Origin of the sequence: Streptomyces sp. MRC013 (assembly GCF_023614235.1) — a bacterium.
Taxonomy (GTDB): domain Bacteria; phylum Actinomycetota; class Actinomycetes; order Streptomycetales; family Streptomycetaceae; genus Streptomyces.
In genome coordinates this window covers 4,024,577-4,046,429 of the sequence record NZ_CP094264.1, presented here as the reverse complement: position 1 = coordinate 4,046,429, position 21,853 = coordinate 4,024,577, and the positions used below count along the sequence as shown (strand labels likewise).

The 21,853-nt window shown below is 77.3% G+C and carries 16 protein-coding genes and 5 pseudogenes; 8 read left to right on the top strand and 13 right to left on the bottom strand.

Annotated elements, in window-relative coordinates:
- Positions 1–16: 16 nt before the first annotated feature.
- From LUW75_RS18385 to LUW75_RS18375, 3 genes and pseudogenes are all read right to left on the bottom strand, one after another.
- A pseudogene (locus LUW75_RS18385) lies at positions 17–3,003 on the bottom strand (bifunctional [glutamine synthetase] adenylyltransferase/[glutamine synthetase]-adenylyl-L-tyrosine phosphorylase).
- Positions 3,004–3,089: 86 nt separating this feature from the next.
- A complete protein-coding gene (locus tag LUW75_RS18380; RefSeq protein ID WP_250336591.1) occupies positions 3,090–3,635 on the bottom strand; it encodes a dihydrofolate reductase family protein in 546 nt (181 codons plus the stop codon).
- Between the two features lie 80 nt (positions 3,636–3,715).
- The gene (locus tag LUW75_RS18375; protein WP_250336590.1) at positions 3,716–5,077 is read right to left on the bottom strand and encodes a glutamine synthetase family protein; all 1,362 of its coding nucleotides are present in this window, start codon (positions 5,075–5,077) and stop codon (positions 3,716–3,718) included.
- A 32-nt stretch (positions 5,078–5,109) separates the two neighbouring features.
- Here LUW75_RS18375 and LUW75_RS18370 point away from each other — a divergent pair.
- Both LUW75_RS18370 and LUW75_RS18360 read left to right on the top strand, forming a co-directional pair.
- Positions 5,110–6,302 (top strand): annotated as a pseudogene (locus LUW75_RS18370) (PP2C family protein-serine/threonine phosphatase).
- Between the two features lie 259 nt (positions 6,303–6,561).
- Positions 6,562–6,980: pseudogene (locus LUW75_RS18360) on the top strand (CBS domain-containing protein).
- A 29-nt stretch (positions 6,981–7,009) separates the two neighbouring features.
- On the opposite strand, the gene LUW75_RS18355 reads toward LUW75_RS18360, so the two are convergent.
- From LUW75_RS18355 to LUW75_RS18335, 5 genes and pseudogenes are all read right to left on the bottom strand, one after another.
- On the bottom strand, positions 7,010–7,864 hold the full coding sequence (locus tag LUW75_RS18355; protein WP_250336587.1) for an alpha/beta fold hydrolase: 855 nt from the start codon (positions 7,862–7,864) through the stop codon (positions 7,010–7,012).
- Positions 7,861–8,592: a DUF998 domain-containing protein gene (locus tag LUW75_RS18350; protein ID WP_250336586.1), complete on the bottom strand. Its 732-nt coding sequence runs from the start codon at positions 8,590–8,592 to the stop codon at positions 7,861–7,863. Before LUW75_RS18350 ends, LUW75_RS18355 begins: the two co-directional genes overlap by 4 nt.
- A 421-nt stretch (positions 8,593–9,013) precedes the next feature.
- Positions 9,014–9,960, bottom strand: a pseudogene (locus LUW75_RS18345) (endonuclease/exonuclease/phosphatase family protein).
- Between the two features lie 265 nt (positions 9,961–10,225).
- Positions 10,226–10,723: a TetR/AcrR family transcriptional regulator gene (locus LUW75_RS18340; RefSeq protein WP_250336585.1), complete on the bottom strand. Its 498-nt coding sequence runs from the start codon at positions 10,721–10,723 to the stop codon at positions 10,226–10,228.
- Between the two features lie 239 nt (positions 10,724–10,962).
- Entirely contained in the window at positions 10,963–12,603 is a 1,641-nt protein-coding gene (locus LUW75_RS18335) for an MFS transporter (RefSeq protein ID WP_250336584.1), read from the bottom strand.
- 152 nt (positions 12,604–12,755) lie between these two features.
- Between LUW75_RS18335 and panB the strand changes: the two genes are divergently transcribed.
- On the top strand, positions 12,756–13,649 hold the full coding sequence (gene panB / locus LUW75_RS18330) for a 3-methyl-2-oxobutanoate hydroxymethyltransferase (RefSeq protein WP_250336583.1): 894 nt from the start codon (positions 12,756–12,758) through the stop codon (positions 13,647–13,649).
- A 78-nt stretch (positions 13,650–13,727) separates the two neighbouring features.
- Here panB and LUW75_RS18325 read toward each other — a convergent pair whose 3' ends face one another.
- Complete coding sequence (locus LUW75_RS18325) at positions 13,728–13,907, bottom strand: hypothetical protein (protein WP_250336582.1); 180 nt, start codon at positions 13,905–13,907, stop codon at positions 13,728–13,730.
- A 69-nt stretch (positions 13,908–13,976) separates the two neighbouring features.
- Positions 13,977–14,693 carry an NADPH-dependent F420 reductase gene (npdG, locus tag LUW75_RS18320; RefSeq protein ID WP_250336581.1) on the bottom strand — a complete coding sequence of 239 codons (717 nt, stop codon included), beginning with the start codon at positions 14,691–14,693 and terminating at the stop codon, positions 13,977–13,979.
- 91 nt (positions 14,694–14,784) lie between these two features.
- Between npdG and LUW75_RS18315 the strand changes: the two are divergent.
- Positions 14,785–15,394, top strand: a pseudogene (locus tag LUW75_RS18315) (hypothetical protein).
- Between the two features lie 45 nt (positions 15,395–15,439).
- Positions 15,440–16,732, top strand: coding sequence for an MFS transporter (locus tag LUW75_RS18310; RefSeq protein ID WP_250336580.1), 1,293 nt, complete (start codon positions 15,440–15,442; stop codon positions 16,730–16,732).
- Between the two features lie 49 nt (positions 16,733–16,781).
- On the opposite strand, the gene LUW75_RS18305 is transcribed toward LUW75_RS18310, so the two are convergent.
- Positions 16,782–17,006 (bottom strand): hypothetical protein, encoded by a 225-nt coding sequence (locus tag LUW75_RS18305; RefSeq protein ID WP_250336579.1) that lies wholly within the window; start codon positions 17,004–17,006, stop codon positions 16,782–16,784.
- 57 nt (positions 17,007–17,063) lie between these two features.
- On the opposite strand from LUW75_RS18305, the gene map reads away from it, so the two are divergent.
- Complete coding sequence (gene map, locus LUW75_RS18300; protein WP_250336578.1) at positions 17,064–17,921, top strand: type I methionyl aminopeptidase; 858 nt, start codon at positions 17,064–17,066, stop codon at positions 17,919–17,921.
- A 312-nt stretch (positions 17,922–18,233) separates the two neighbouring features.
- On the opposite strand, the gene LUW75_RS18295 is transcribed toward map, so the two are convergent.
- Entirely contained in the window at positions 18,234–18,908 is a 675-nt protein-coding gene (locus tag LUW75_RS18295; protein ID WP_250336577.1) for a PhzF family phenazine biosynthesis protein, read from the bottom strand.
- Positions 18,909–19,376: 468 nt separating this feature from the next.
- Here LUW75_RS18295 and LUW75_RS18290 point away from each other — a divergent pair, with 468 nt between their 5' ends.
- Both LUW75_RS18290 and LUW75_RS18285 read left to right on the top strand, forming a co-directional pair.
- Entirely contained in the window at positions 19,377–20,021 is a 645-nt protein-coding gene (locus tag LUW75_RS18290) for an FTR1 family protein (protein ID WP_250336576.1), read from the top strand.
- Positions 19,942–20,889, top strand: coding sequence for an SCO2278 family lipoprotein (locus LUW75_RS18285; RefSeq protein ID WP_250337719.1), 948 nt, complete (start codon positions 19,942–19,944; stop codon positions 20,887–20,889). Before LUW75_RS18290 ends, LUW75_RS18285 begins: the two co-directional genes overlap by 80 nt.
- Positions 20,890–20,935: 46 nt before the next feature.
- On the opposite strand, the gene LUW75_RS18280 is transcribed toward LUW75_RS18285, so the two are convergent.
- Positions 20,936–21,685: a bifunctional DNA primase/polymerase gene (locus LUW75_RS18280; RefSeq protein ID WP_250336575.1), complete on the bottom strand. Its 750-nt coding sequence runs from the start codon at positions 21,683–21,685 to the stop codon at positions 20,936–20,938.
- Between the last annotated feature and the right edge of the window lie 168 nt (positions 21,686–21,853).

Here is a 21,853-nt window from a genome sequence, read left to right as displayed (position 1 = left end):
GGCGGGCGGCCGCGGTTCACCCGCCGTAGAACAGCTCGTCCACCACGGCCCGGGCCCGGCGCGTCGTGCGCCGGTAGTCGTCCACCATCTCCCCGGCGTGACCGGGCCCGTACCCCAGGTAGCGGCCCACGGCGGCCAGTTCCCGCGCGTCCGCCGGGAAGGTGTCCCCGGCGCGGCCCCGCACCAGCATCACGCCGTTGCGGACGCGGGTGGCCAGCACCCACGCCTCGTCGAGGGTGCGCGCGTCCTCCTCGCCGATCAGCCCCGCGTCGAGGGCCGCGGCGAGCGCCGCGCGCGTCCCGGTGGTCCGCAGGGCCGGCACCTCGTGGCCGTGCCGCAGCTGCATCAGCTGCACCGTCCACTCCACGTCGGACAGGCCGCCCCGGCCCAGCTTCGTGTGCAGGGTGGGGTCCGCTCCGCGCGGCAGCCGCTCGTTCTCCATCCGGGCCTTGAGGCGGCGGATCTCGCGCACGGCCGTCTCGTCGAGGCCCTTCGCCGGGTACCGGAGCGGGTCGACCAGCTCGACGAACCGGCGGCCCAGGTCGGGGTCGCCCGCCATCGGGCGGGCCCGCAGCAGGGCCTGGCTCTCCCACACCCGCGACCAGCGCCGGTAGTACGCCTCGTACGACTTCAGGGTGCGCACCAGGGGGCCGCTGCGGCCCTCCGGGCGCAGGTCCGCGTCGATCGGCAGCGGCGGGTCGGTGGTCGGCAGTTGCAGCAGGCGGCGCATCTCGGTGACGACCAGGTTCGCGGCGCGGGCCGCCTCCCGCTCGTCGACGCCGTCGCGCGGTTCGTGGACGAACAGCACGTCGGCGTCGGACCCGTAGCCCAGCTCGCTCCCGCCGAAGCGGCCCATGCCGACGACCGCGAAGCGGGTGGGGAGGGTGTCGCCCCACCCGGCGCGCACGACGGCGCGCAGGGCGCCGGCGATCGTCGCCGCGTTGAGGTCCGTGACGGCCCGCCCCACCCGGTCCACCAGCGCTCCCGCGTCCGCGTGGGCGGGCTCCCCCTCCGTGCCGTACGAGGCGATGATGTCGGCGGCGGCCGTGCGGAACAGCTCCCGGCGGCGGACCCCGCGGGCCGCGGCCACCGCCTGCTCCGGGGTGCCGGCGCGGCCGACCGCCGCGAGGACCTCCGCTTCCAGGTGGTCGCGGCGGCGCGGCTCCAGCCCCTCACGGGCGCCCAGGATCGCCACCGCCTCGGGGGCGCGCAGCAGCAGGTCGGGGGCGAGGCGGCCGGCGGACAGGACGCGGGCCAGGTTCTCGGCGGCGGCGCCCTCGTCGCGCAGCAGCCGCAGGTACCAGGGGGTGGCGCCGAGCGCGTCCGACACCCTGCGGAAGCCGAGCAGACCGGCGTCCGGGTCGGCGGAGTCGGCGAACCAGCCCAGCAGCACCGGCAGCAGGGTGCGCTGGATGGCGGCCTTGCGGCTCACCCCGGACGACAGCGCCTCCAGGTGGCGCAGGGCGGCCGCCGGGTCGGCGTACCCGAGCGCCTCCAGCCGCTGCCCGGCCGCCTCGGGGCTGAGCCGGATCTCACCGGGGGCGAGCTGGGCGACGGCGTCGAGCAGGGGCCGGTAGAACAACTTCTCGTGGAGGCGCCGCACGAGGGAGGCGTGCCGCTTCCACTCCCGGTTCAGTTCCGCCACCGGGTCGGTGCGCATCCCGAGCGAGCGGCCCAGGCGGCGCAGGTCCTGCTCGCCCTCCGGCACCAGGTGGGTGCGGCGCAGCCGGTACAGCTGGATGCGGTGCTCCATGGCGCGCAGGAAGCGGTACGCCGCGTCGAGCTGCGCGGCGTCGGCCCGGCCGACGTAACCGCCGGCGGCGAGGGCGGCGAGCGCGGAGAGGGTGGTGCCGCTGCGCAGCGTCGGGTCGCTGCGGCCGTGGACGAGCTGGAGGAGCTGGACGGCGAACTCCACGTCGCGCAGGCCGCCCGGGCCTAGCTTGAGCTCCCGCTCCAGGTGGGCGGGGGGGATGGTGTCGACGACGCGGCGGCGCATCCGCTGCACGTCGGTGACGAAGTTCTCCCGCTCGGCGGCCTGCCAGACCATCGGGGACAGCGCCTCGACGTACGCGGCGCCCAGCCCGGCGTCGCCGGCGACCGGGCGGGCCTTGAGCAGCGCCTGGAACTCCCAGGTCTTCGCCCAGCGCTGGTAGTAGGCGACGTGGCTGGAGAGGGTGCGCACGAGGGGGCCGTTGCGGCCCTCGGGGCGGAGGTTGGCGTCGACGGGCCAGATCACGCCCTCGACGGTGGCCTCGGAGCAGATCCGCATCAGGTGGGAGGCGAGGCGGGTGGCGGCCTGGAGGGCCTCCCCTCGTCGGCGCCCTCGGCGGCCTCCCCCACGAAGACCACGTCCACGTCGGAGACGTAGTTGAGTTCGTGACCGCCGCACTTGCCCATCGCGACGACCGCGAGCCGGCACCGGGCGGCGTCCTCGGGGGCGGCCGCGGCGGCGAGGGCGAGGGCCGCGCGGAGCGTGGCCGTGGCCAGGTCGGCCAGCCGGGCGGCGGTCCGGGCGACGTCGGCGGTGCCGCACACGTCGCGGGCGGCCACGCCGAGGAGGCAGCGGCGGTAGGCGACGCGCAGGGACACCGGGTCGGTGGCGGCGGCGAGGTCCCGCTCGAACCCGGCGACGCCCGGGTCCGGGTCGGCCGACTCGCGGGTGGCGAGGACCCGCCAGTCCAGCGGGTGGCGCGCGAGGTGGTCGCCGAGCGCCTCGGACGCGCCGAGCACGCCGAGGAGCCGGTCGCGCAGCGGCTCCTCGGCGACCAGCGCGGACAGCAGTTCCCCCGGCCCGTCGGGCTGCGCCTCGGCGAGCCGTACCAGGCCGCGCAGGGCGAGGTCCGGGTCGGCGGTCGCGCCGAGGGCCTCGAGGAGGGCCGGGTCGGAGCGGGCCGGGGCCAGCGCGGGGTCGTCGAGCAGCCGCTCGGCGGCGGACGCGTCGGTGAAGCCGTGCCGCAGCAGCCGTGTGAAGGTGCTGCTCCTACGCCCCGGCGCCGTCGTCATGCGGCTGCTCCCTCCACGCGTCCACGCTCGGGCCGAGCCTATCCGCCCCGGTCGCGGCGGCGCGTCCGGCGGTCGCCGCGCGCCGGTCAGCGGACGATCCGGTACCGCAGGTGCGTGACGTCCGGGGCGTCGACGGCCCGGGCCTTCGCCAGGCGCAGCGCGGGGTCGACGCCGTCGAGGAGGCGGACGCCGGAGCCCAGCAGCACCGGGACGAGGTGCAGCTCCAGCTCGTCGACGAGGCCCGCGTTCAGGTACTGGCGCACGGTGTGCGCCCCGCCGGAGATCCGCACGTCCCTGCCGCCGGCCGCGGCACGGGCCCGGTCGAGGGCGGCGTGGACGCCCTCCGTGACGTACGTGAAGACGGTGCCCTCGCGGACCAGCGCGTCGCGGGCGCTGGTCGTGAGGACGAAGACGGGCGCCCGGAAGGGCGGCGGGTCGGACCACAGCCGCTCGCCCTCGTCGAGGGTGCGGCGCCCCATGACGTACGCCCCGGCGCGAGCGGGGTCCTCGGCGGCGACCAGCCACTCCCGGAGGCGTGCCCCGCCGTCCCCGAAGGGGTTGCCGGGTCCGGCGTGCGGTCCGGCGAGGAACCCGTCCAGGGACATGCCCAGGCTCGCGAAGACCTTGTCCATCCCTCCATGCTGGCCCGCCCGGCCCGCCGCCGCACCGCGGGGCCGCGCCGTGCGCCCGCCGCGCCGGGGCCGGCCCGCGGCTACAGCACCGGCAGGCTCTTGCGCAGCTCGAAGGCGGTGACCTCGGAGCGGTACTCCTCCCACTCCTGCTTCTTGTTGCGCAGGAAGAAGTCGAAGACGTGCTCGCCCAGGGTCCCGGCCACCAGTTCGCTGCGCTCCATCAGGGAGATCGCCTCACCCAGGTTCTGCGGGAGCGGTTCGATGCCCATCGCGCGGCGCTCGCCGTCGGAGAGGGCCCACACGTCGTCGTCGGCGCCGGGGCCGAGCTCGTACTCCTCCTCGATGCCGCGCAGGCCCGCGGCGAGGAGGACGGCGTACGCGAGGTACGGGTTGCAGCCGGAGTCCAGGGAGCGGACCTCGATCCGGGACGAGCCGGTCTTGCCGGGCTTGTACATGGGGACGCGGATCAGCGCGGAGCGGTTGTTGTGGCCCCAGCAGATGTACGAGGGGGCCTCGCCGCCCGAGCCGGCGGTGCGGCTGGAGCCGCCCCAGATGCGCTTGTAGGAATTGACCCACTGGTTGGTCACGGCGGAGATCTCCGCGGCGTGGCGCAGGAGGCCCGCGATGAAGGAGCGGCCGACCTTGGAGAGCTGGTACTCGGCGCCGGACTCGTAGAACGCGTTGCGGTCGCCCTCGAAGAGGGAGAGGTGGGTGTGCATGCCGGAGCCGGGGTGCTCCGAGAACGGCTTCGGCATGAACGTGGCCTGGACGCCCTGTTCCAGCGCCACCTGCTTCATGACCAGGCGGAACGTCATGATGTTGTCGGCCGTCGACAGGGCGTCGGCGTAGCGCAGGTCGATCTCCTGCTGGCCGGGGCCGCCCTCGTGGTGGGAGAACTCCACGGAGATGCCCATCGACTCCAGCATCGTGATGGCCTGGCGGCGGAAGTCCATGCCGACGTTCTGCGGGGTGTGGTCGAAGTAGCCGGAGCTGTCGGCGGGGGTGGGGCGCGTGCCGTCGACGGGCTTGTCCTTGAGCAGGAAGAACTCGATCTCGGGGTGGGTGTAGAAGGTGAAGCCGAGGTCGGAGGTCTTCGCGAGGATGCGCTTGAGGACGTAGCGGGGGTCGGCGAACGACGGGGAGCCGTCGGGCATGAGGATGTCGCAGAACATCCGGGCGGTGCCGGGGGCCTCGGCGCGCCAGGGGAGGATCTGGAAGGTGGCCGGGTCCGGCTTGGCGATCATGTCGGACTCGTAGACGCGCGCGAAGCCCTCGATGGCGGAGCCGTCGAAGCCGATGCCCTCGTCGAAGGCCTGCTCCAGCTCGGCGGGGGCGACGGCGACCGACTTGAGGAAGCCGAGCACGTCGGTGAACCACAGCCGCACGAAGCGGATGTCGCGCTCCTCCAGGGTCCGGAGCACGAATTCCTGCTGCTTGTCCATTTCCACACCCATCCTCGCCGATCAGGGCCAGCATGCCACCACACGGTCGCGTGCGCGTCGCGATCCCATGGTGCCCGGCCGGGCGCGGCGCGCGTGACGCCGGGTGCCCCCGGGGGCGGGCGGCACGGGACCGGTTCGCGCAGACTGGGGCCATGGACCGCGCCCGGAGGACGCCCGGTGCCCTCCCTCCGCTCTGGCTGCGCCTGCTGCCCTGGGGGCTGCTGGCGGGCGGGCTCGCGGCGCAGGGCCTGACGCCCGAGACGGTGCAGCTGGGGTTCGCGTTCGCGGTGGTCGCGCCGCTGGCGTCGCTGGCGTACGGGGCGCTCGGCACCGCGCTGGTGTCGGCCGTGCTGGTGTTGGCGCTGGCCGTGCCGCACCCGTGGGCCCCGCGCGGCGCCGGCGGCGACCTGCTGGCGCTCGGGCTGATCGGGGCGGTGAGCGTGCTGCTCGCGCGGGCGCGGGTCCGGCGCGAGGCCCAGTTGACGCGGGTGCACACGGTCGCGGAGGCCGCCCAGTACGCGGTGCTGCCGCCCGTGCCGCCGCGGGTGGGGCCGGTGCGGTGCGGCGCGATGTACCGGGCGGCGGGCCGGGCGGCGCTGGTCGGCGGGGACCTGTACGACGTGCAGCCGGGCCCGTACGGGGTGCGGGCGGTCGTGGCGGACGTGAAGGGGCACGGGCTGTCCGCGGTGTCGACGGTGGCGGCCCTGCTCGGCGCGTTCCGGGAGGCGGTGCTGGACGAGCCGGAGCTGACGGGAGTGGCCGCGCGGCTGGACCGGCGGCTGGTGGTGGACTCCTCGCGGGAGGGGGAGACGGAGCTGTTCGCGACGGCCCTGCTGGTGGAGTTCCCCGGCGGCGGGCCGGGCCGGGGGGCCGAGGCGCGGGTGCTGAGCTGCGGCCACCCCCCGCCGCTGCTGGTGGCGCGGGAGGGGGCGGGGAGGTCGCGGTGGAGCCGGGGCCGCCGCTCGGGCTGGGCGTGGCGGGGTTCGCGGCGCCGTCGCCGGTGACGGTGCCGCTGGGGCCGTCGTGCGTGCTGCTGGCGTACACGGACGGGGTGTCGGAGGCGCGCGACGCGGCCGGGGAGTTCTACCCGCTGCTGGAGCGGGTCCGGCCGGAGCACGACCCGGTGGCGCTGGTGGGTTCGGTGTGGCGGGACGTGTCGGCGTACGCCGGCGAGATCGACGACGACGTGGCGCTGCTGGCGCTGCGGGTCGCTCCCGGCGGCTGAGGGCCGGCCCCGGCCGTCCGCGGGGCGCGGCCGCCGCGGCCCGCGGGCGCGGCGGCGCCGGCCGGCCCGCCGCCCGCCCGCGGACGGCCGGGCGCGGGGCGCGGCCCTCCGGTACGCGGGGCCTCCGGGCACCGCGGCCGCGCGGCCCGCCCCCGCGGGACCCGGTCGGGGGCGCAGCGGTCGCGGGTGCCGGGGGGCGCGTCCAGAATGAAGGGGCTCGGGGAGACGACGCACGCCCTCACACGGAGGAAGCCGCCCCATGACCACCGCCCGAGACATCATGCACTCGGGGGCCCACTGGGTCCCCGCCCACGAGACCCTGGACCGCGCCGCGCGGCTGATGCGCGAGCACGGCGTGGGCGCGCTCCCCATCACCGACGGGAACGAGCGGCTCTGCGGCATCGTCACGGACCGCGACATCGTCGTCAAGTGCGTGGCCGCGGGCCAGGATCCGTCCCGTGTGACCTGCGGCGACGTGGCGGAGGGCACCCCCGCTGGATCGACGCGGACGCGGACGTGAGCGAGGTGCTGCGCGAGATGCGCAGCCACCGGATCAAGCGCCTCCCGGTCATCGACGACAAGCGGCTGGTCGGCGTCATCAGCGAGGCCGACCTCGCCCGGAACCTGCCCGACGACAAGGTCGCCGAGTTCGCCCAGGGCGTGTACGCGCGGGCCTGACCGGGCGCGGCGCGCCCCGCCCGGAGGCTTCACCGGCCCGGCGGGCGGAGGACCGCCTCGGCGACCGCGCCGGGGCGGTCCAGCATCATCAGGTGGCCCGCTCCCCGGACGAGGGTGAGGGGGGCCTCCAGCACCCGGGCGAGGGTCCGCTGGCGGGCCGTCCAGCGGTCGGTGCCGTCCGGGGAGTCCGGTGCCGCCAGCACCGCGACGGGGAGCGGCCGGGGCAGCGGGTGGCGGGCGCGCAGGGCGAGGAGCCCGGCGGCGACGGCCCGGTAGTGCGCGTTCTCCAGCAGGGCGCCGTCCAGGACGCGGCGGGTCCGGTAGCAGCGCAGTACCCGCTCGCGGTCGGCCGGGTCGGGCGCGCACCCCGCGCGGGAGAGGCGCACCAGCGCGCGGCGGGTGCCGGGGCCGAGCGCGGCGGGGGCGCCCGCGGCGGCGAGCAGGGCGCCCGCGGCGCGGGCCAGGGCGGTGTGGAGCGCGGCGGTGCGCGGGGCCGGTGCGCGCGCCTGCTCCTCCACGGAGGCGTCGACCAGGACCAGGGCCGCCGTCCGCGCCGGGTGCAGCCGGGCGAACGCCTCCGCGTGGAACCCGGCGACGGAGTGCCCCACCACGGTCACCCGTTCGCCGCCCCTCCCCAGCGCGTCCAGCAGGGCCGCGATCCGGTGGGCCTCGCCCCGCGCGGTGGGCGCCGTCCCGGCCGGGCCGCTCAGTCCGTGGCCGGGCCGGTCGAAGCGGACGACCGTGCGGTGCGGCGCCAGCAGCGGCACCACCGGGTCCCAGTCGAACCAGCACAGCGCCAGCCCGGCGCTCAGCACGCACACCGGTCCGGAGCCCTCGACGACCACGTGGTGGGGCACGCCCCCGACCCGGACGAAGCGGCTCACCCGCGCCGCCCCCCGCGGTGCGGCAGCGACCGGGCCAGCAGGAGCAGCCAGACCGCCGCCAGCAGCAGCTGCGCGCGCTGGCCGGCGCCCAGCGCCCAGTGGCCGCGCCCCGCCTCGGACGCGGCGATCGCGGCGAGCGTCCAGGCCGTGGCGGCCAGCTCCAGCGCGACGAGGACCGGCCCCGTACGGGCGAGGAGCGGCCACCGGCCGTAGCGGCGGGCGGCGACGGTGAGCGCGACGACCGCCGTGACGGCGCCGGCCATCGCGAGGCCGGAGCTCACGGCGTGCGCGGCGTGCGCGGCCGTGACCAGGCCGGCGTCCTCGCGGGCGGCGCACGCGGCGTCGGCGGTGGGCGCGCAGTCGAGCGGCAGCCGGGAGTCGACGGCGGTGGCCGCGCCGAACAGGGCGAGCGCCGCCCATCCGGTCGCCGTCCAGAAGCGGCGCCGGGACGCGAGCAGCGGGGGCAGCGCGGCGGCCAGCAGCAGGAGGCCGGCGACCAGGTCGGCAGTGCGGAACAGGGCGCCCAGCGGCCGGTCGGCGGCGGCCAGTTCGCTGACGTAGGACCGGAGGGGGTCCAGGCCGGTGGCGAGCGGCAGTTCGGCGACCCAGACGCTGTAGGAGAGCGCTCCCAGGACGAGGAGGACGGCGGTCCGCCGCCCCGGTGTGCCGGGGTGCGGGCGGCGGGCGCCGTTCGGCGCCTCACCGTCCGGCGTCGTGACGATGCGCACGGGGGGCCGTCCTTCGGGGCGTGCGGGTGCGCGCTCGGTGGCGGTCGCCGTGCGCGGTCCGGTGCCCCCGATCCCCTCCGGGCGGCCGGCCGCGCGCGGTACCGCGGCGCCTGACACCCTTGAGGACGCGCCGCCGCCCGGTTCGGATGCGTCGCACCGCGCCCGTTCTCCCCGGGACGCCGTGCCGGGGCGGCGCGGGCTCGCCGCCGGGCCGCGAGGCGCTCGCCCGGATCCCGGAGTCGTATGCCGGCCGGGGGCGGGGACCCGGTCGCCGCCGCGGGCTCCGGCGGGAAGCCGGTGGCGCGGGCGCCGCCGGGGGCGGAAGGCCTGCGCGGGGACGCGGCGGAGGCCGGCGGCCGTGCGCCGGCGGTGCGGGGCGGCCCCGGCCCCGGGCGGGCGCCCCGTCCCCGCTCCCCGGGCGTCAGAGGGTCACGCGGGCCGCGATCGGCAGGTGGTCGCTGTCGGTGCGCGGCAGGGACCAGGAGGCGACCGGCTCGACGCCCCGGACCAGGATCTGGTCGATGCGGGCCATCGGGAATCCGGCCGGCCAGCTGAAGCCCATGCCGTCGCCGGCGGCGCCCTGGGTGGAGCGCAGCTGGGACGTGACGGCGTTCAGGGAGCGGTCGTTCATGGTGCCGTTGAGGTCGCCGAGGAGGATCACCCGGCGGTTGGGCTCGGCGGCGATGGCCTCGCCCAGCCGGTCGGCGCTGCGGTCGCGCTGGTTGGCGGTGAAGCCGGCGTGCAGCTTGAGCCGTACGGACGGCAGGTGGGCGACGTAGACCGCGACGGGCCCCCGGGGGCCGACACGGTGGCGCGCATGGCGCGGGTCCAGCCGAGCCGGATGTCGACGGGGCGGCTGTCGTCGAGCGGGTACCGGCTCCACAGGCCGACCGTGCCGCGCACCGAGTGGTGCGGGTACGCGCCGGCCAGCGCCTCCTCGTACACCGGCACCATCGCGGGCTTCAGCTCCACCAGCGCCACCACGTCCGCCTCCGACGCGGCGACGGCGCGGGCGGTGCCCCCGGGGTCGGGGTTGTCGGCGTTCACGTTGTGCGAGACGACCATGAGGTCGCCGCCGGGGCCGTTCTTGTCGGTGACGAGCCCGCCGAAGAGGTTCAGCCACACGGCGGCCGGGAGGAGGGCGGCGACGAGGGCGGCGGCCGAGCGGCGCAGCAGCGCGAGGCCGGCCAGGAGCGGGACGAGCAGGCCGAACCAGGGCAGGAACGTCTCGATGAGGCTGCCGAGGTTGCCGATGTCGTTGGGAACGTGGCGGTGCAGGACCATCACCAGCGCCAGCAGGGCCGCGCACGCGGACAGCACCGCGCCGCGCCGCCGGGCACCGGGGCCGCGCCGCCGCCGGGCGAACACCGAGCGGACCCGGGACCCCGCACGCCGCTCCCCCGCGGCGCCGCTCCCCGTCTCCGTCATGCCGTCCACCCGCGCCATTCCGCCGTCCTCACGTCCCGCCGTCCTTCCCGTACCGGAACCCCCGACCCTAGGTGATGGTCCGTCGGGGCCGCGGCACGGCCGTACGGTCTCAGGGACGACCGCGGTCGCCCGGCGGGTTCCTGGAGCCGCCGGGGACGGGCGGGTTGTGACGGAACACGCATACTCGCGGGTGCTGCGCCGCAGGTCAGCGCCGGACGGCGGCGCCGGACAGGACGGTGTCCACGATCAGGGCGGGGAGGTCCCCTCCGAGGTCGGCGCCGGGTGCCGCGGCGGCGCGCAGGACGAGCGGCCCGCCGAGGAGGTCGGCGAGGAGCTCCACGTCGGCGTCCGGACGGATCTCCCCGGCCGCGACGCCGCGGCGCAGTACGTCGAGGGCGGCGCGGCGGTGCGGCTCGACCACGGTCCGGCGGTACGCCTCGCGGAGCCTCGGATGGCCGTGGAGCTGGGCGGAGGCGGTGTGGAGGGCGGCGGACGAGCGCCGGGCCTCGCCCCGCGGGCGGACGGCCTCCGGGAGGACGACCAGGCCGTCGCGCACGGAGGTGCCGGGCGGTTCGGGGCGTACGGGGCCGGCGGACCGCAGCAGGTCGACGAGGAGCTCCTCCGTGCCGGGCCAGCGCCGGTAGACGGTCGCCTTGCCGACGCCGGCGGTCCGGGCTGTCCGCTCGACGGACGGCGCGGCCACCGGGACGCCCTCCTCCGGCAGCCGCGCGGCCGCGTCGAGGATGGCCCGCCCGGCCGCCCCGCTGCGGGGCCGCCCGCGCCGCGGGGGCGCACCCCCCGCCTCGGCGCCGCCGTCGCGGGCGGGGGCGGGCGGACGCGGCGCGGGCCCCGGAGCGGTACCGGCGGGTTCCGGCGCCGGCCCGGGGACGGGCCGCTCGGGGGTGCGGGGGCACGGTGCCGCCTCCCGCCGGGTGCGTGCGGCTACCGGGGGACCGGTTCTCGCGCCCCGCCCTCCGCCGCCCGCTCCCGGCCCTCCGGCTCGGGGCGGCGGCCCGGCAGGAACGCGGCGACCACCACCGCCCCCAGCGCGGCGACCCCGGCCGCGCACACCGCCGTCACGTGCATCGCCGCCAGGAACGCCTCGTGCGCCGGGGCGACGAGCGCCTCCCCCGCCGGGCCGAGGCGCCGCGCGGCGGCGAGGGTGGCCTCGACGGACTCGCCGGCCGCCGCCCGCGCGCCCGGCGGCAGGGCGCCGAGGTGCCCCTCGACGCGGCCCCGGTAGACGGCCGACAGCAGCGAGCCGAGCACGGCCACGCCGAGCGCCCCGCCGACCTGCCGGAAGGTGTTGTTCACGGCCGACCCGGAGCCGGCCTTCTCCTTCGGCAGGGCCTGCATCACGGCGACCGTCACCGGGGGCATGACGTGGGCCATGCCCGCGCCCTGGGCGAACAGCACCAGTTCCACCGCCCACACCGGCGTGCCCGTGTCGAACCCGGCGAACGCGGCCAGGCACGCGGCCACCACCAGCAGTCCCGTCGCGCACACCGCGCGCGCCCCGAACCGCCGCACCACCAGCCGGGAGCGCGGCGCGAACAGCAGCTGCGTCACCGCCAGCGGCAGGAGCAGCAGCCCGGCCTGGAGGGGGCTGAAGCCGCGCACGGACTGCAGGTAGAAGACGGAGACGAAGGTGACGCCCATCAGGGCGAAGAAGACCAGCGCGATCCCGCCCACCGCCGCCGAGAAGACGGGTTTGCGGAAGTACGCCATGTCGAGCGCCGGGTTCGGGCTGCGCCGCTCGTGGACGACGAACCCGGCCAGCACCAGCACCCCGCCCGCCGCGGGCAGCAGCACGGTCGGGTCGGTCAGGTCGGCCAGCTCGCCGCCCCGGATGACGCCGAACACCAGCAGCACCAGGCCGACGACCGACAGCGCCACCCCGCCCGGGTCGATCCGCCCTGGCGCGGGGTCGCGGGACTCCGGCACCAGCAGCGCCACGGCGACCAGCGACACCGCCACCACGGGCACGTTGACCAGGAAGATCGACCCCCACCAGAAGTGCTCCAGCAGCAGCCCGCCCAGGACCGGGCCGACCGCGATGGCCACGCCGACCGCGCCGACCCACACGCCGATGGCCCGCGGCTGCTCGTCGCGCTCGAAGACGTTCATCAGGACGGCGAGCGTCGCGGGCATCACGAACGCCGCCCCGAACCCCATCACCGCCCGGTACGCGACCAGCTCGACCGGCGAGTCCGCGAAGGCGGCCAGCGCCGAGGCGGCCCCGAAGACCGCCGTGCCGAACAGCAGCGTCCTGCGGCGGCCGATCCGGTCGCCGAGGAGCCCCGCCGTGAACAGCAGCGCCGCGAAGACCAGGGCGTACGCGTTGATCGCCCACTCCAGCTGGCCCTGGGTGGCGCCGATGCCGACGGGCGGGGGGCTGGCGACGGTCTTCACCGCGACGTTGAGGACCGAGTTGTCCAGCACCACGAACAGCAGGCTCAGCATCAGCACCGCGAGGATCGCCCAGCGGCGCCGGTGCACCTCCGGCGGCACCTCCGGCTCCTGCTCCGGGAGGCCGCCGCGGGCGGGGCGCGGGGCGTGCGGCGGGGGCGGTGACCGGTCCATGGGCCCACCGTAGGCCGGATGACGAGCCGGCGCCGTCCCGCACCGCCCTCCGGGGTGTCCTCCCACTTCCCCCGTCCGGCGCGGAGTGCCACCATGGACGTGGTCCGGGGACGCCGTCAGGGCGCCTCGAGATGACGAAGGAGCCGTTGCACATGACGCTTCAGCCTGCCCGGAAGCAGCCCGGCGACAGCGGCGGGGGCGGGGGCCAGGACGCCAGGCACCCCAAGGCGCTGTACGGGGGGAAGGGCACCCGCCGCCTCACCGTCCACGACGTCGCCGCCGCCAAGGAGCGCGGCGAGAAGTGGCCCATGCTGACCGCGTACGACGCGATGACCGCGTCGGTCTTCGACGAGGCCGGCATCCCGGTCCTCCTCGTGGGCGACTCCATGGGCAACTGCCACCTCGGCTACGACACCACCGTGCCCGTCACGATGGACGAGATGGCCGTCCTGTCCGCCGCCGTCGTCCGGGGCACCAGGCGCGCCCTCGTCGTCGGCGACCTGCCGTTCGGCTCGTACCAGGAGGGTCCCGTGCAGGCCCTGCGGTCGGCGACGCGGCTGGTGAAGGAGGCCGGCGTCGGCGCGGTGAAGCTGGAGGGCGGCGAGCGCTCGCTGCCCCAGACGCGGATGCTGGTCCAGGCCGGCATCCCGGTGATGTCGCACCTGGGCCTCACCCCGCAGTCCGTGAACACGATGGGCTACCGGGTGCAGGGCCGCGCCGACGAGGACGCGCACCGGCTGCTGCGGGACGCCAAGGCGGCGCAGGACGCGGGCGCCTTCGCGGTGGTCCTGGAACTCGTCCCGGCCGGGCTGGCCGCGGAGGTCACCCGCTCCCTGCACATCCCGACCGTCGGCATCGGCGCCGGTCCGGACACGGACGCGCAGGTCCTCGTGTGGACGGACATGGCCGGGCTGACCGGCGGCAGGGTGCCGCGCTTCACCAGGCAGTACGCCGACCTGCGCCGCACCCTCGGCGACGCGGCCCGGGCGTTCGCGCAGGACGTCGCGGGCGGCGCGTTCCCCGCCGAGGAGCACACCTTCCACTAGCCGCCGCGGTACGGACGACGGCCCGCCGGACCCGCGCCGGCGGGCCGTCGGCGTCGGGGGCGGACCGGGCGCCGGGCGTCACGGGGTGCCCTGGCGGGCGCGCTTCCAGTAGTACCAGCACATGTTGGAGGAGACGCCGGCGAGCAGCACCCACACGATGCCGAGCCAGGTGCCCCGGGCGAAGGAGACCGCGGCCGCGACGGCGGCGAGGACGCAGACGGCGAGCGCGAGGAGGGCGAGGAGGGCGAGGCGGGGCATGGGGGTCGGCTCCTGTCCGGTGCGGGGGTCGTGCGCGTCCAGTGTCCCCCATGCGGCCCGTCGGCCCGTTCAGCGGCCCGGCGCCTCCCGGACGTCGGTGAGGCGCAGGCCGGCGTGGGCCCCGTAGCGGCGGTTGACGGAGATCAGGTTGGCGACCAGCGACTCGACCTGGTGGGCGCCGCGCAGCCGGCCCGCGAAGACGCCCCGCAGACCGGGGATGCGGGCGGCGAGGGCCTGCACGACGTCGGTGTCGGCGCGCTTCTCGCCGAGGACCATCACGTCCGTGTCGATCTCCTCGACCGTCTCGTCCTGGAGCAGTGCCGCCGACAGGTGGTGGAAGGCGGCCGTCACCCGCGACTCGGGGAGCAGCGCGGCGGCCTGCTCGGCGGCGCTGCCCTCCTCGGGTCTGAGCGCGTACGCGCCCCGCCGGTCGAAGCCGAGCGGGTTCACGCAGTCGACGACGAGCTTGCCGCGCAGCTCCCCGCGCAGCGCCGTGAGGGTCGCGGCGTGGCCGTCCCAGGGCACGGCGACGATCACGACGTCGCTGCGGCGGGCGCACTCGGCGTTGTCGGCGCCCTCGACGCCGAGGCCCAGCCCGGCGGCGGCCTCGCGGGCCCGTTCGGCGGCGCGCGACCCGACGATCACCTTCTGGCCGGCGCGGGCCAGCCGGTAGGCGAGGCCCCGCCCCTGCTCCCCGGTGCCGCCGAGGACGCCGACGACTAGGCCCGACACGTCGGGCAGGTCCCACGGGTCCCGGGCGGCCTTCTTGGTCTCCGTCTCACTCATGGCGCCGACACTACGTGCCACCGCCTCCGTACGGGTGACAGGAGCGCGAAGCGCCGCGCCGGGCGGGCCGGGGCGGGCAGGATGCGGCGCCATGGATGCCGTACGGGTCGCCCTGCTCCGTGACGTGCTCGCCGGGACGGCGTGGCCGTCGGCGGCGCGCGGTTTCGCCGGCGCGCTGCGCTCCTCCGTGGTGCGGCACGGCGGGGGCCTGCTGCTGGTGGGGACCGCGGAGTACGAGCCGTGGCACCTGGCCGCGCACCTGACGGACGAGGCGATGTGGGCGGGCCTCCCGGAGCTGGCGCCCACCCTGGTGCGGCACCGGGCGCGGCCCTCGGACCCGGCGCACCTGGCGGTGGGGCCGGGCCGGCTGGAGGCGGCCGGGCGGGGGGGCGACGCTGCTGGTCGTGGCACCGGGGCCGCCGGACGCGGACCTGCTGGAGCGGGTGCACGGGGCGCGGCGGGCCGGGGCGACGGTGCTGTCGCTGGACGGCGGCGACCGGGAGGTCCACGGCCTGGCGCACGAGTCGCTCAGCGTCGACCCAGCGCACGACGAGGGCGTCGACCTGGACACGGTGCAGCACCTGGTGAGCGCGGCGGCCGGCGAGAACAGCCTGCCCTCTCCCCGGGGCCGCGGCCGGCTGCGCGACCGGCTGTCCCGGCTCGTCGACCACCTGACGTCGCCGCCGCCCGCCCGCTGGTGAAAACCGGTTGCCCGGGGCGGCGGACGGCGCGCACCATGGCGCCCCGTGACCCCGAAGCCGTCCGCCGTGCTGCCCGACCTGTCCCCCTGGCGGTCCTCCCGGGACTTCCGCCTGCTGTGGGTGCAGGGGCTCGTCGCCCACCTCGGCGGCTCCACGGCGATGGTGGCGCTGCCGCTTCAGGTCAAGGAGCTGACCGGCTCACCGTTCGCGGTCGGCGCCATGGGTGCGGTCGAGCTGGTGCCGCTGGTCGTGTCCGGCCTGTACGGGGGCGCGCTCGCCGACGCGGCCGACCGGCGCCGGGTGGTCCTCGCCACCGAGGCCGGGCTCGCGCTGCTCGCCGCCGTCCTGCTGGTGAACGCGCTGGTGCCGGGGCCGGCGCTGTGGCCGCTGTACCTGGTCGCGGCCGGCGTCTCGGCGATGGCGGGGCTCCAGCGGCCCGCGCTGGAGTCGCTGACGGCCCGGGTCGTGCCGCACGACCAGCTCCCCGCGGCGGCCGCGCTGAACGCACTGCGCTGGCAGCTGGGTTCCGTCGCCGGGCCCGCCCTGGCCGGGCTGGTGGCGGGGTACGCGGGCCACGGCGCGGCGTACGCGATGACGGTGGGCTGCTTCGCCGTCTCGGTGGCGCTGTGCCTGCGCCTCTCCCCCGCTCCACCCGCGAGCGGCGCCGGCAGGCCGTCGCTGCGCGGCGTCGCGGAGGGAGCCCGGTACGCGTGGTCGCGGCCGGTGCTGCTGGGGACGTACGCGATCGACCTGGCGGCGATGCTGCTGGCGTACCCGCCTGCGCTGTTCCCGTTCCTCGCGGACGAGCTGGACGCGGGGTGGTCCCTGGGGCTGATGTACGCGGCGGGGTCGGTGGGGTCGGTGGTGGTGAGCCTGACGAGCGGATGGACGTCGCGGGTGCGGCGGCACGGGCTGATGGTGGTGTGCGGTGCCGCCGGGTGGGGTCTGGCCGTCGCGGGGGCGGGCTGGTTCGACGGGGTGTGGGTGGTGCTGCTGTGCCTGGTGGCGGCGGGCGCGGGCGACATGGTGAGCGGCCTGGGCCGGTCGACGATCTGGAACCAGACGGTCCCCGAGGGGCTGCGGGGGCGGCTGGCGGGGATCGAGGTGCTGTCGTACAGCGTGGGCCCGCAGCTGGGGCAGGTGCGGTCGGGCGCCATGGCCGGGTGGACCGGCGCGCGCGGGGCCGTGTGGGGCGGCGGGCTGGCGTGCGTGGCGGCGGTGGGGCTGCTGGCGGCGGCGCTGCCGGCGCTCGTGTCGTACGACGTCGTGACCGACCCCGACGCCCGGCGCCGGCGGGCGTCGCGGGAACGGCCCGCGGACGGAGCCGGGGACCCGTAGGGCGGGGGCCGGCCGGCCCGCCGCGGTCGGCGCGGCGGGCCGGCGGCGCTCAGCTCTCCGGTTCTCCGGGGGCGTCGTGCCAGCGGGGGTCCGTCTCCCAGCGGGCGTTGCGCTCGCGGGCCGTCTCCATCGCGCGGGCCGCCTCCCCGCGCGACGCGTAGGGACCGAAGCGGTCCTTCGCCGGGCACTCGGGCCCCTCCTCCACCTTCTCGTGCTGCAGGCAGTAGAACCACTCGCCCGGCCTGCCCGCCGTGCGCTTCCTGAACAGGGGCATCTCCCGCTCCTTCCTCTGCCGCCATGGTGCCCCGCCCGCGCTGGTTAGACTCGCCGCATGTCTGGCCAGTCGCTGCTCGTCCCGGGGGAGCTGTCCCCCATCCGCCCCGTCCCCGGCTCCATCCGGCGTCCCGAGTACGTCGGGAAGCCCGCTCCGAAGCCGTACGACGGCCCCGAGGTCCAGGACTCCGACACGATCGAGCGGATGCGCGTCGCGGGCCGCATCGCCGCGCGGGCGATGGAGGAGGCCGCCCGGCACATCGCGCCCGGCGTCACCACCGACGAGCTGGACCGCGTGGCCCACGAGTACATGTGCGACCACGGCGCCTACCCCTCGACGCTCGGCTACCGGGGCTTCCCCAAGTCGCTGTGCGCGTCGGTCAACGAGGTCATCTGCCACGGCATCCCCGACTCGACCGTCCTGAAGGACGGCGACATCGTGAACCTGGACGTCACGGCGTACGTCCACGGCGTCCACGGCGACAACAACGCCACCTACCTGTGCGGCGACGTCGACGAGGAGTCGCGGCTGCTCGTCGAGCGGACCCGGGAGGCGCTCGACCGGGCGATCAGGGCCGTCCGGCCGGGCCGCCAGATCAACGTGATCGGGCGCGTCATCGAGTCGTACGCCAAGCGCTTCGGCTACGGCGTCGTGCGGGACTTCACCGGGCACGGGATCAGCACGTCGTTCCACTCCGGCCTGGTCGTCCCGCACTACGACTCGCCGCACGCCACGACCGTGATGCGGCCCGGCATGACCTTCACGATCGAGCCGATGCTGACGCTCGGCACCCACGAGTACGACATGTGGGAGGACGGCTGGACCGTCGTGACGAAGGACCGCAAGCGGACCGCGCAGTTCGAGCACACGCTCGTGGTGACGGACACCGGCGCCGAGATCCTCACGCTGCCCTGACCCGCCGGAGGGGCACGCCGCCCGCCGCCGCACGCGCCGCCTCGGCGGCCCCTCCGGGGGCCGGGGCGGCCGCGACCGGGCGGAGCGCCGGCGGGCCTCGCCCACCGGGGTGGCGGCGTCCGCCCCCACGCCCCCGGCGCCGCCGCCGGGCCGGCGGCGGCCGAGCGGGAGCACCGCGTCCCGCCGGACCCGGTGGACGCCGACGGCCCGGAGCGGCGGCGGACCGCCGACGGGTGCGGGCGCGCCCCGGCGTCCGACACGGCCGTCTTCCGCACGCCGGGCGGGGGCACCCGCCCGGCGCGCGGGCGCGGCTCAGGCGCCGAGCGGGCCGTGGCCCAGGTGGCGGACCCGGCCGCCCAGTTCGATCACGCCGTCCGGGCCGGGGGCCGTCATGATCTGCGAGCCGCGGCCCTGCGTGATGTTCAGCGCCCGGCCCAGCTCCGCCGTCAGCAGCAGCGCCGCCGCACCCGTCGCCTCGTCCTCGTCGATCCCGTCGCCCCGTCCCGGGAACGCCCGGGCGCGCACCCGCCCGGCCGCCGCGTCCTCCCACGCCCAGGCGTACACCCACTCGCCGGGCGGCGGCACCTCCAGCGCCTCCACCTCGGCGGCCGAGCCGTACCGGCGCAGGGTGCGCGGCGGCGCCCACGCGGCGCGCGCCCCGATCCAGGTGAACTCGCCGTCCTGGCGCACCCACACCTCGCCGACCGCCAGGTCCAGCACCTCCAGGTCGAGCAGCCAGGCGGCGCCGACGACGGGGTGCCCGGCGAAGGGCAGCCGCACGCCGGGCGCGTAGATGTCGAGGACGCCGCGCTCGGGGTCGTCCACGAAGACCGTCTCGCTGTACCCGAGCTCCTTGGCGAACGCCTGCCGGGACGCCTCGTCGGGGCAGGACCGGCCCTCGCGCACGACGCCGAGCCGGTTGCCGTGCCGCCCGTCGGGCCCGCAGAAGACGGCCAGGACGTCGTACGCAGTGTTCACGGGGTTCACCGGGGCATTCAAACACGGTGCCGGCCCCGGGGCGGCCGGCCGCGCGGGGACGCCCGGCCGGTACGGTGGCGGGGCCCGCCGGGGGCGTCCCGGGGCGGGCCGTACGCAGGACCGGATCGAAAGGCCTCCCCCGTGCTCGGGTCCCATCTCGCAGGTGTGCGCGGCGGCCTGGAGGCCGCCCTGCTCCTCGGCCTGCTCGCCGCGTGGTTCGGCCGCGCCCGTCCCCCGGCGGGGCGCCCGGCCGGCGGGGCGGCGCCGTGCGGCGGTTGCGGACCGGGGCGGGTGCGGCCGGGGTGCTCTGCCTGGGCCTGGGGTGGCTGTTCACGTACGGGGACCGGGAGTTGACGCCGGAGGCGGTCAAGGTCCTCGGGGGCGCCCTGTCGGTGGCGGCGGCCGGGTGCGTCGCCCGGGCGGTGCTGCGCCCGGGCGGGGGGGCGGGGCGGGCTCGCGGGCGCGGCCGGTTTCCTGGTGGTGGCGCGGGAGGGTCCGGCGACGGCGCTGTTCGTGTGGGCGACGGTGTCGGCGGCGCGGGACGAGGCCGGTACTGCGGGCCCGCTGGGCATGGTCCTGCTGGGGCTGGCCGCGGCGGCCCTCGCGGGGTGGGCGGCCCACCTGGGGGTGCGGCGGCTGCCGCCGGCCCGGTTCCGCGCCTGGGCGGGCGGCGCGCTGCTGGTCGTCGCGGCGGGGGTGCTGGCGCAGGGGGCGCGCGACCTGCAGGACGGGGGCCCGCTGGGCGGGCTGCTCGCGGGGCGGGCGGCCGACCTGGGCGGCGCGGTGTCGCCGGACCGGTGGCCCGGGGCGCTGCTGGAGGGCGTGTTCAACCTGCGGCCCGACCCGTCGGTGCTCCAGGTCGTGGTGTGGGTCCTGTACCTGGTCCCGGCGCTCGTGCTCGCCGTGTCCCCGGTAGGGTTCGGTCGGTCGGTGCCGGTCGGGGTGGAGGAGCAGAAGAGAACCGATGCGAGGGCTGGTGAAGGGGCTGGGCCGGGCGCTGGCCCGCGGGGGCCGGCGTCCGCTGTCGGCGGTCGCGGCGGCGGTGGCGCTGACGCTGGCGGCGGGCGGCTGCGTGACGGTGCACGGCGAGCTGGCGGTCGTGCCGACGGCGACCCGCGGTGAGGCCGAGCAGGCGCTGAAGGACTTCACCGAGGCGTACAACGCCGCCGACAAGGCGTACGACCCGGCCCTCGACGCGCACCGGGTGACCGGCTCGCTCGGCGCCATCAACCAGGCCGGGCTGAAGGCCCGTTCGGTGACGGACCCGGACGGGAACCCCCGGCACCAGCCGCTGGAGCTGGGCGACGTCAGGCTCGTCATCCCCAGGAAGGCGGGGTGGCCGCGCTGGTTCGTCGCCGACGTCGACTCGAACACGGACGCCGACGAGGGCGGGAACGACAACCGCTGGCTGCTGCTGTTCGTCCGCGAGGGTGCCGACCGGCTGTGGGAGGCGGCGCACCTCGCCGTCCTGCCGGCCGACCGGGTGCCCGCGTTCCGGACCGACGCGGACGGCTGGGCCGAGCCCGCCCCGGCGGACGGCGCGGCGCTGGCGGCGGCGCCCCGCGACCTGAGCCGGGCCTACGCGGCGTACATGGGGTCGGGTGAGCCGGGGGTGTTCGCGGACGGCCCGCACACCTCGCGGCTGCGGGAGGAGCGCGCGAAGGTCTCCAAACGGCCCGGCTTCGCGCTGCAGTTCGCCGACCAGGCGCTGGACGCGGGCGTGTTCGCGCCGGTGGGCCTGCTCACCGAGGACGGCGGGGCGCTGGTGTTCTTCTCGAACCGCATCCACGAGCGGACCACCGCCGCCCGCGGCTACCGGCCCGCGGTGGCGCCGCAGGAGAAGCCGCTGCTCACCGGCGAGGTGCGCAACACGCTCACCAAGGAGTGGGTGACGAGCCTGACCGCCTTCGTGAAGCCGGGTCCGCCCGGTCCGGGCCGGGTGGACGTCCTGAACCGCGTCCAGGGCGTGACGGGCCTCAGGGGTTCCTGAACCCGGCCGCCGGCGCAGCGGTTCGGTGACCCGGCGGTTCAGCGGCTCAGCGGCTCAGCGGCCACGCCACCGCGTGGTGGCCGTGTTCGTCGTCGTACCGCTCGGCGTGGCGGGCGCAGGCGTCGGTGAGCGCCTCCAGCAGGGTCAGCGGGTCGGGCAGCGGGTGCTCGGGGCCCCGCACCCACTCCACCGCGTGGTCGCCGGGGAGCCGCGCCGGCGGTACGAGGACGTAGCTGCCCCGGCAGTGCCAGCGCAGCCCCGGGTGCTCGTCCATCGTCTCGGGGTGGCAGTCGAGTTCGCACGGCCACCACTCGTCCTCGTCCTCGGGTGTGCCCCGGGTGGCCGTGAAGAACAGCGCGCGGCCCCCGCCCAGCGCGTCCCCCGCCTCCGCGACCGGGCCCACCTCGACGCCCTCGGCGAGCAGGCGCTCCAACGCGGCGCGACCGGCCTCCAGCGGGACGTCCAGGACGTCGTGGACCATGCCGGTCGCGGTGACGAAGTTGGCCTGCGGCTGGCTGCGCGCCCAGCGCTCGACCTGCGCCGGGTCGGTGGCGCACTGCGTCTGCCAGGCGAAGGAGAGGGGGTGGCGGGCGGGTGTGGGGCAGCCGATGCGGTCGCAGGAGCAGCGGTAGCCGACCGGGTGAGCGGCGGGGGCGAGCGGCAGGCCCGCGGCGGCGGCGGCCAGGAGCAGTCCCTCGCGGTCCGGGCCTTCGGCGGCGGACCTGCCCGGGCGGCGGCGCAGCCACTGCGCGAGTTTGCTCTCCGTGCCGCGGTGGCGGCCGATACCGTCGCCCATCTATCCCCTCACACCTGAATACGAGCCCCTGTGGTCCCCGACATGGTCCCACCATCCGGCGCCGCGGGTGGCGGGACCGCCCGACCCGGGGCGGCCGCCGCGCCCGGGAGGACCGGTGCGCCGCTCGGGTTGCCGGATTTCGCCCGGGTATGCCCGGTGCCCGGCCCC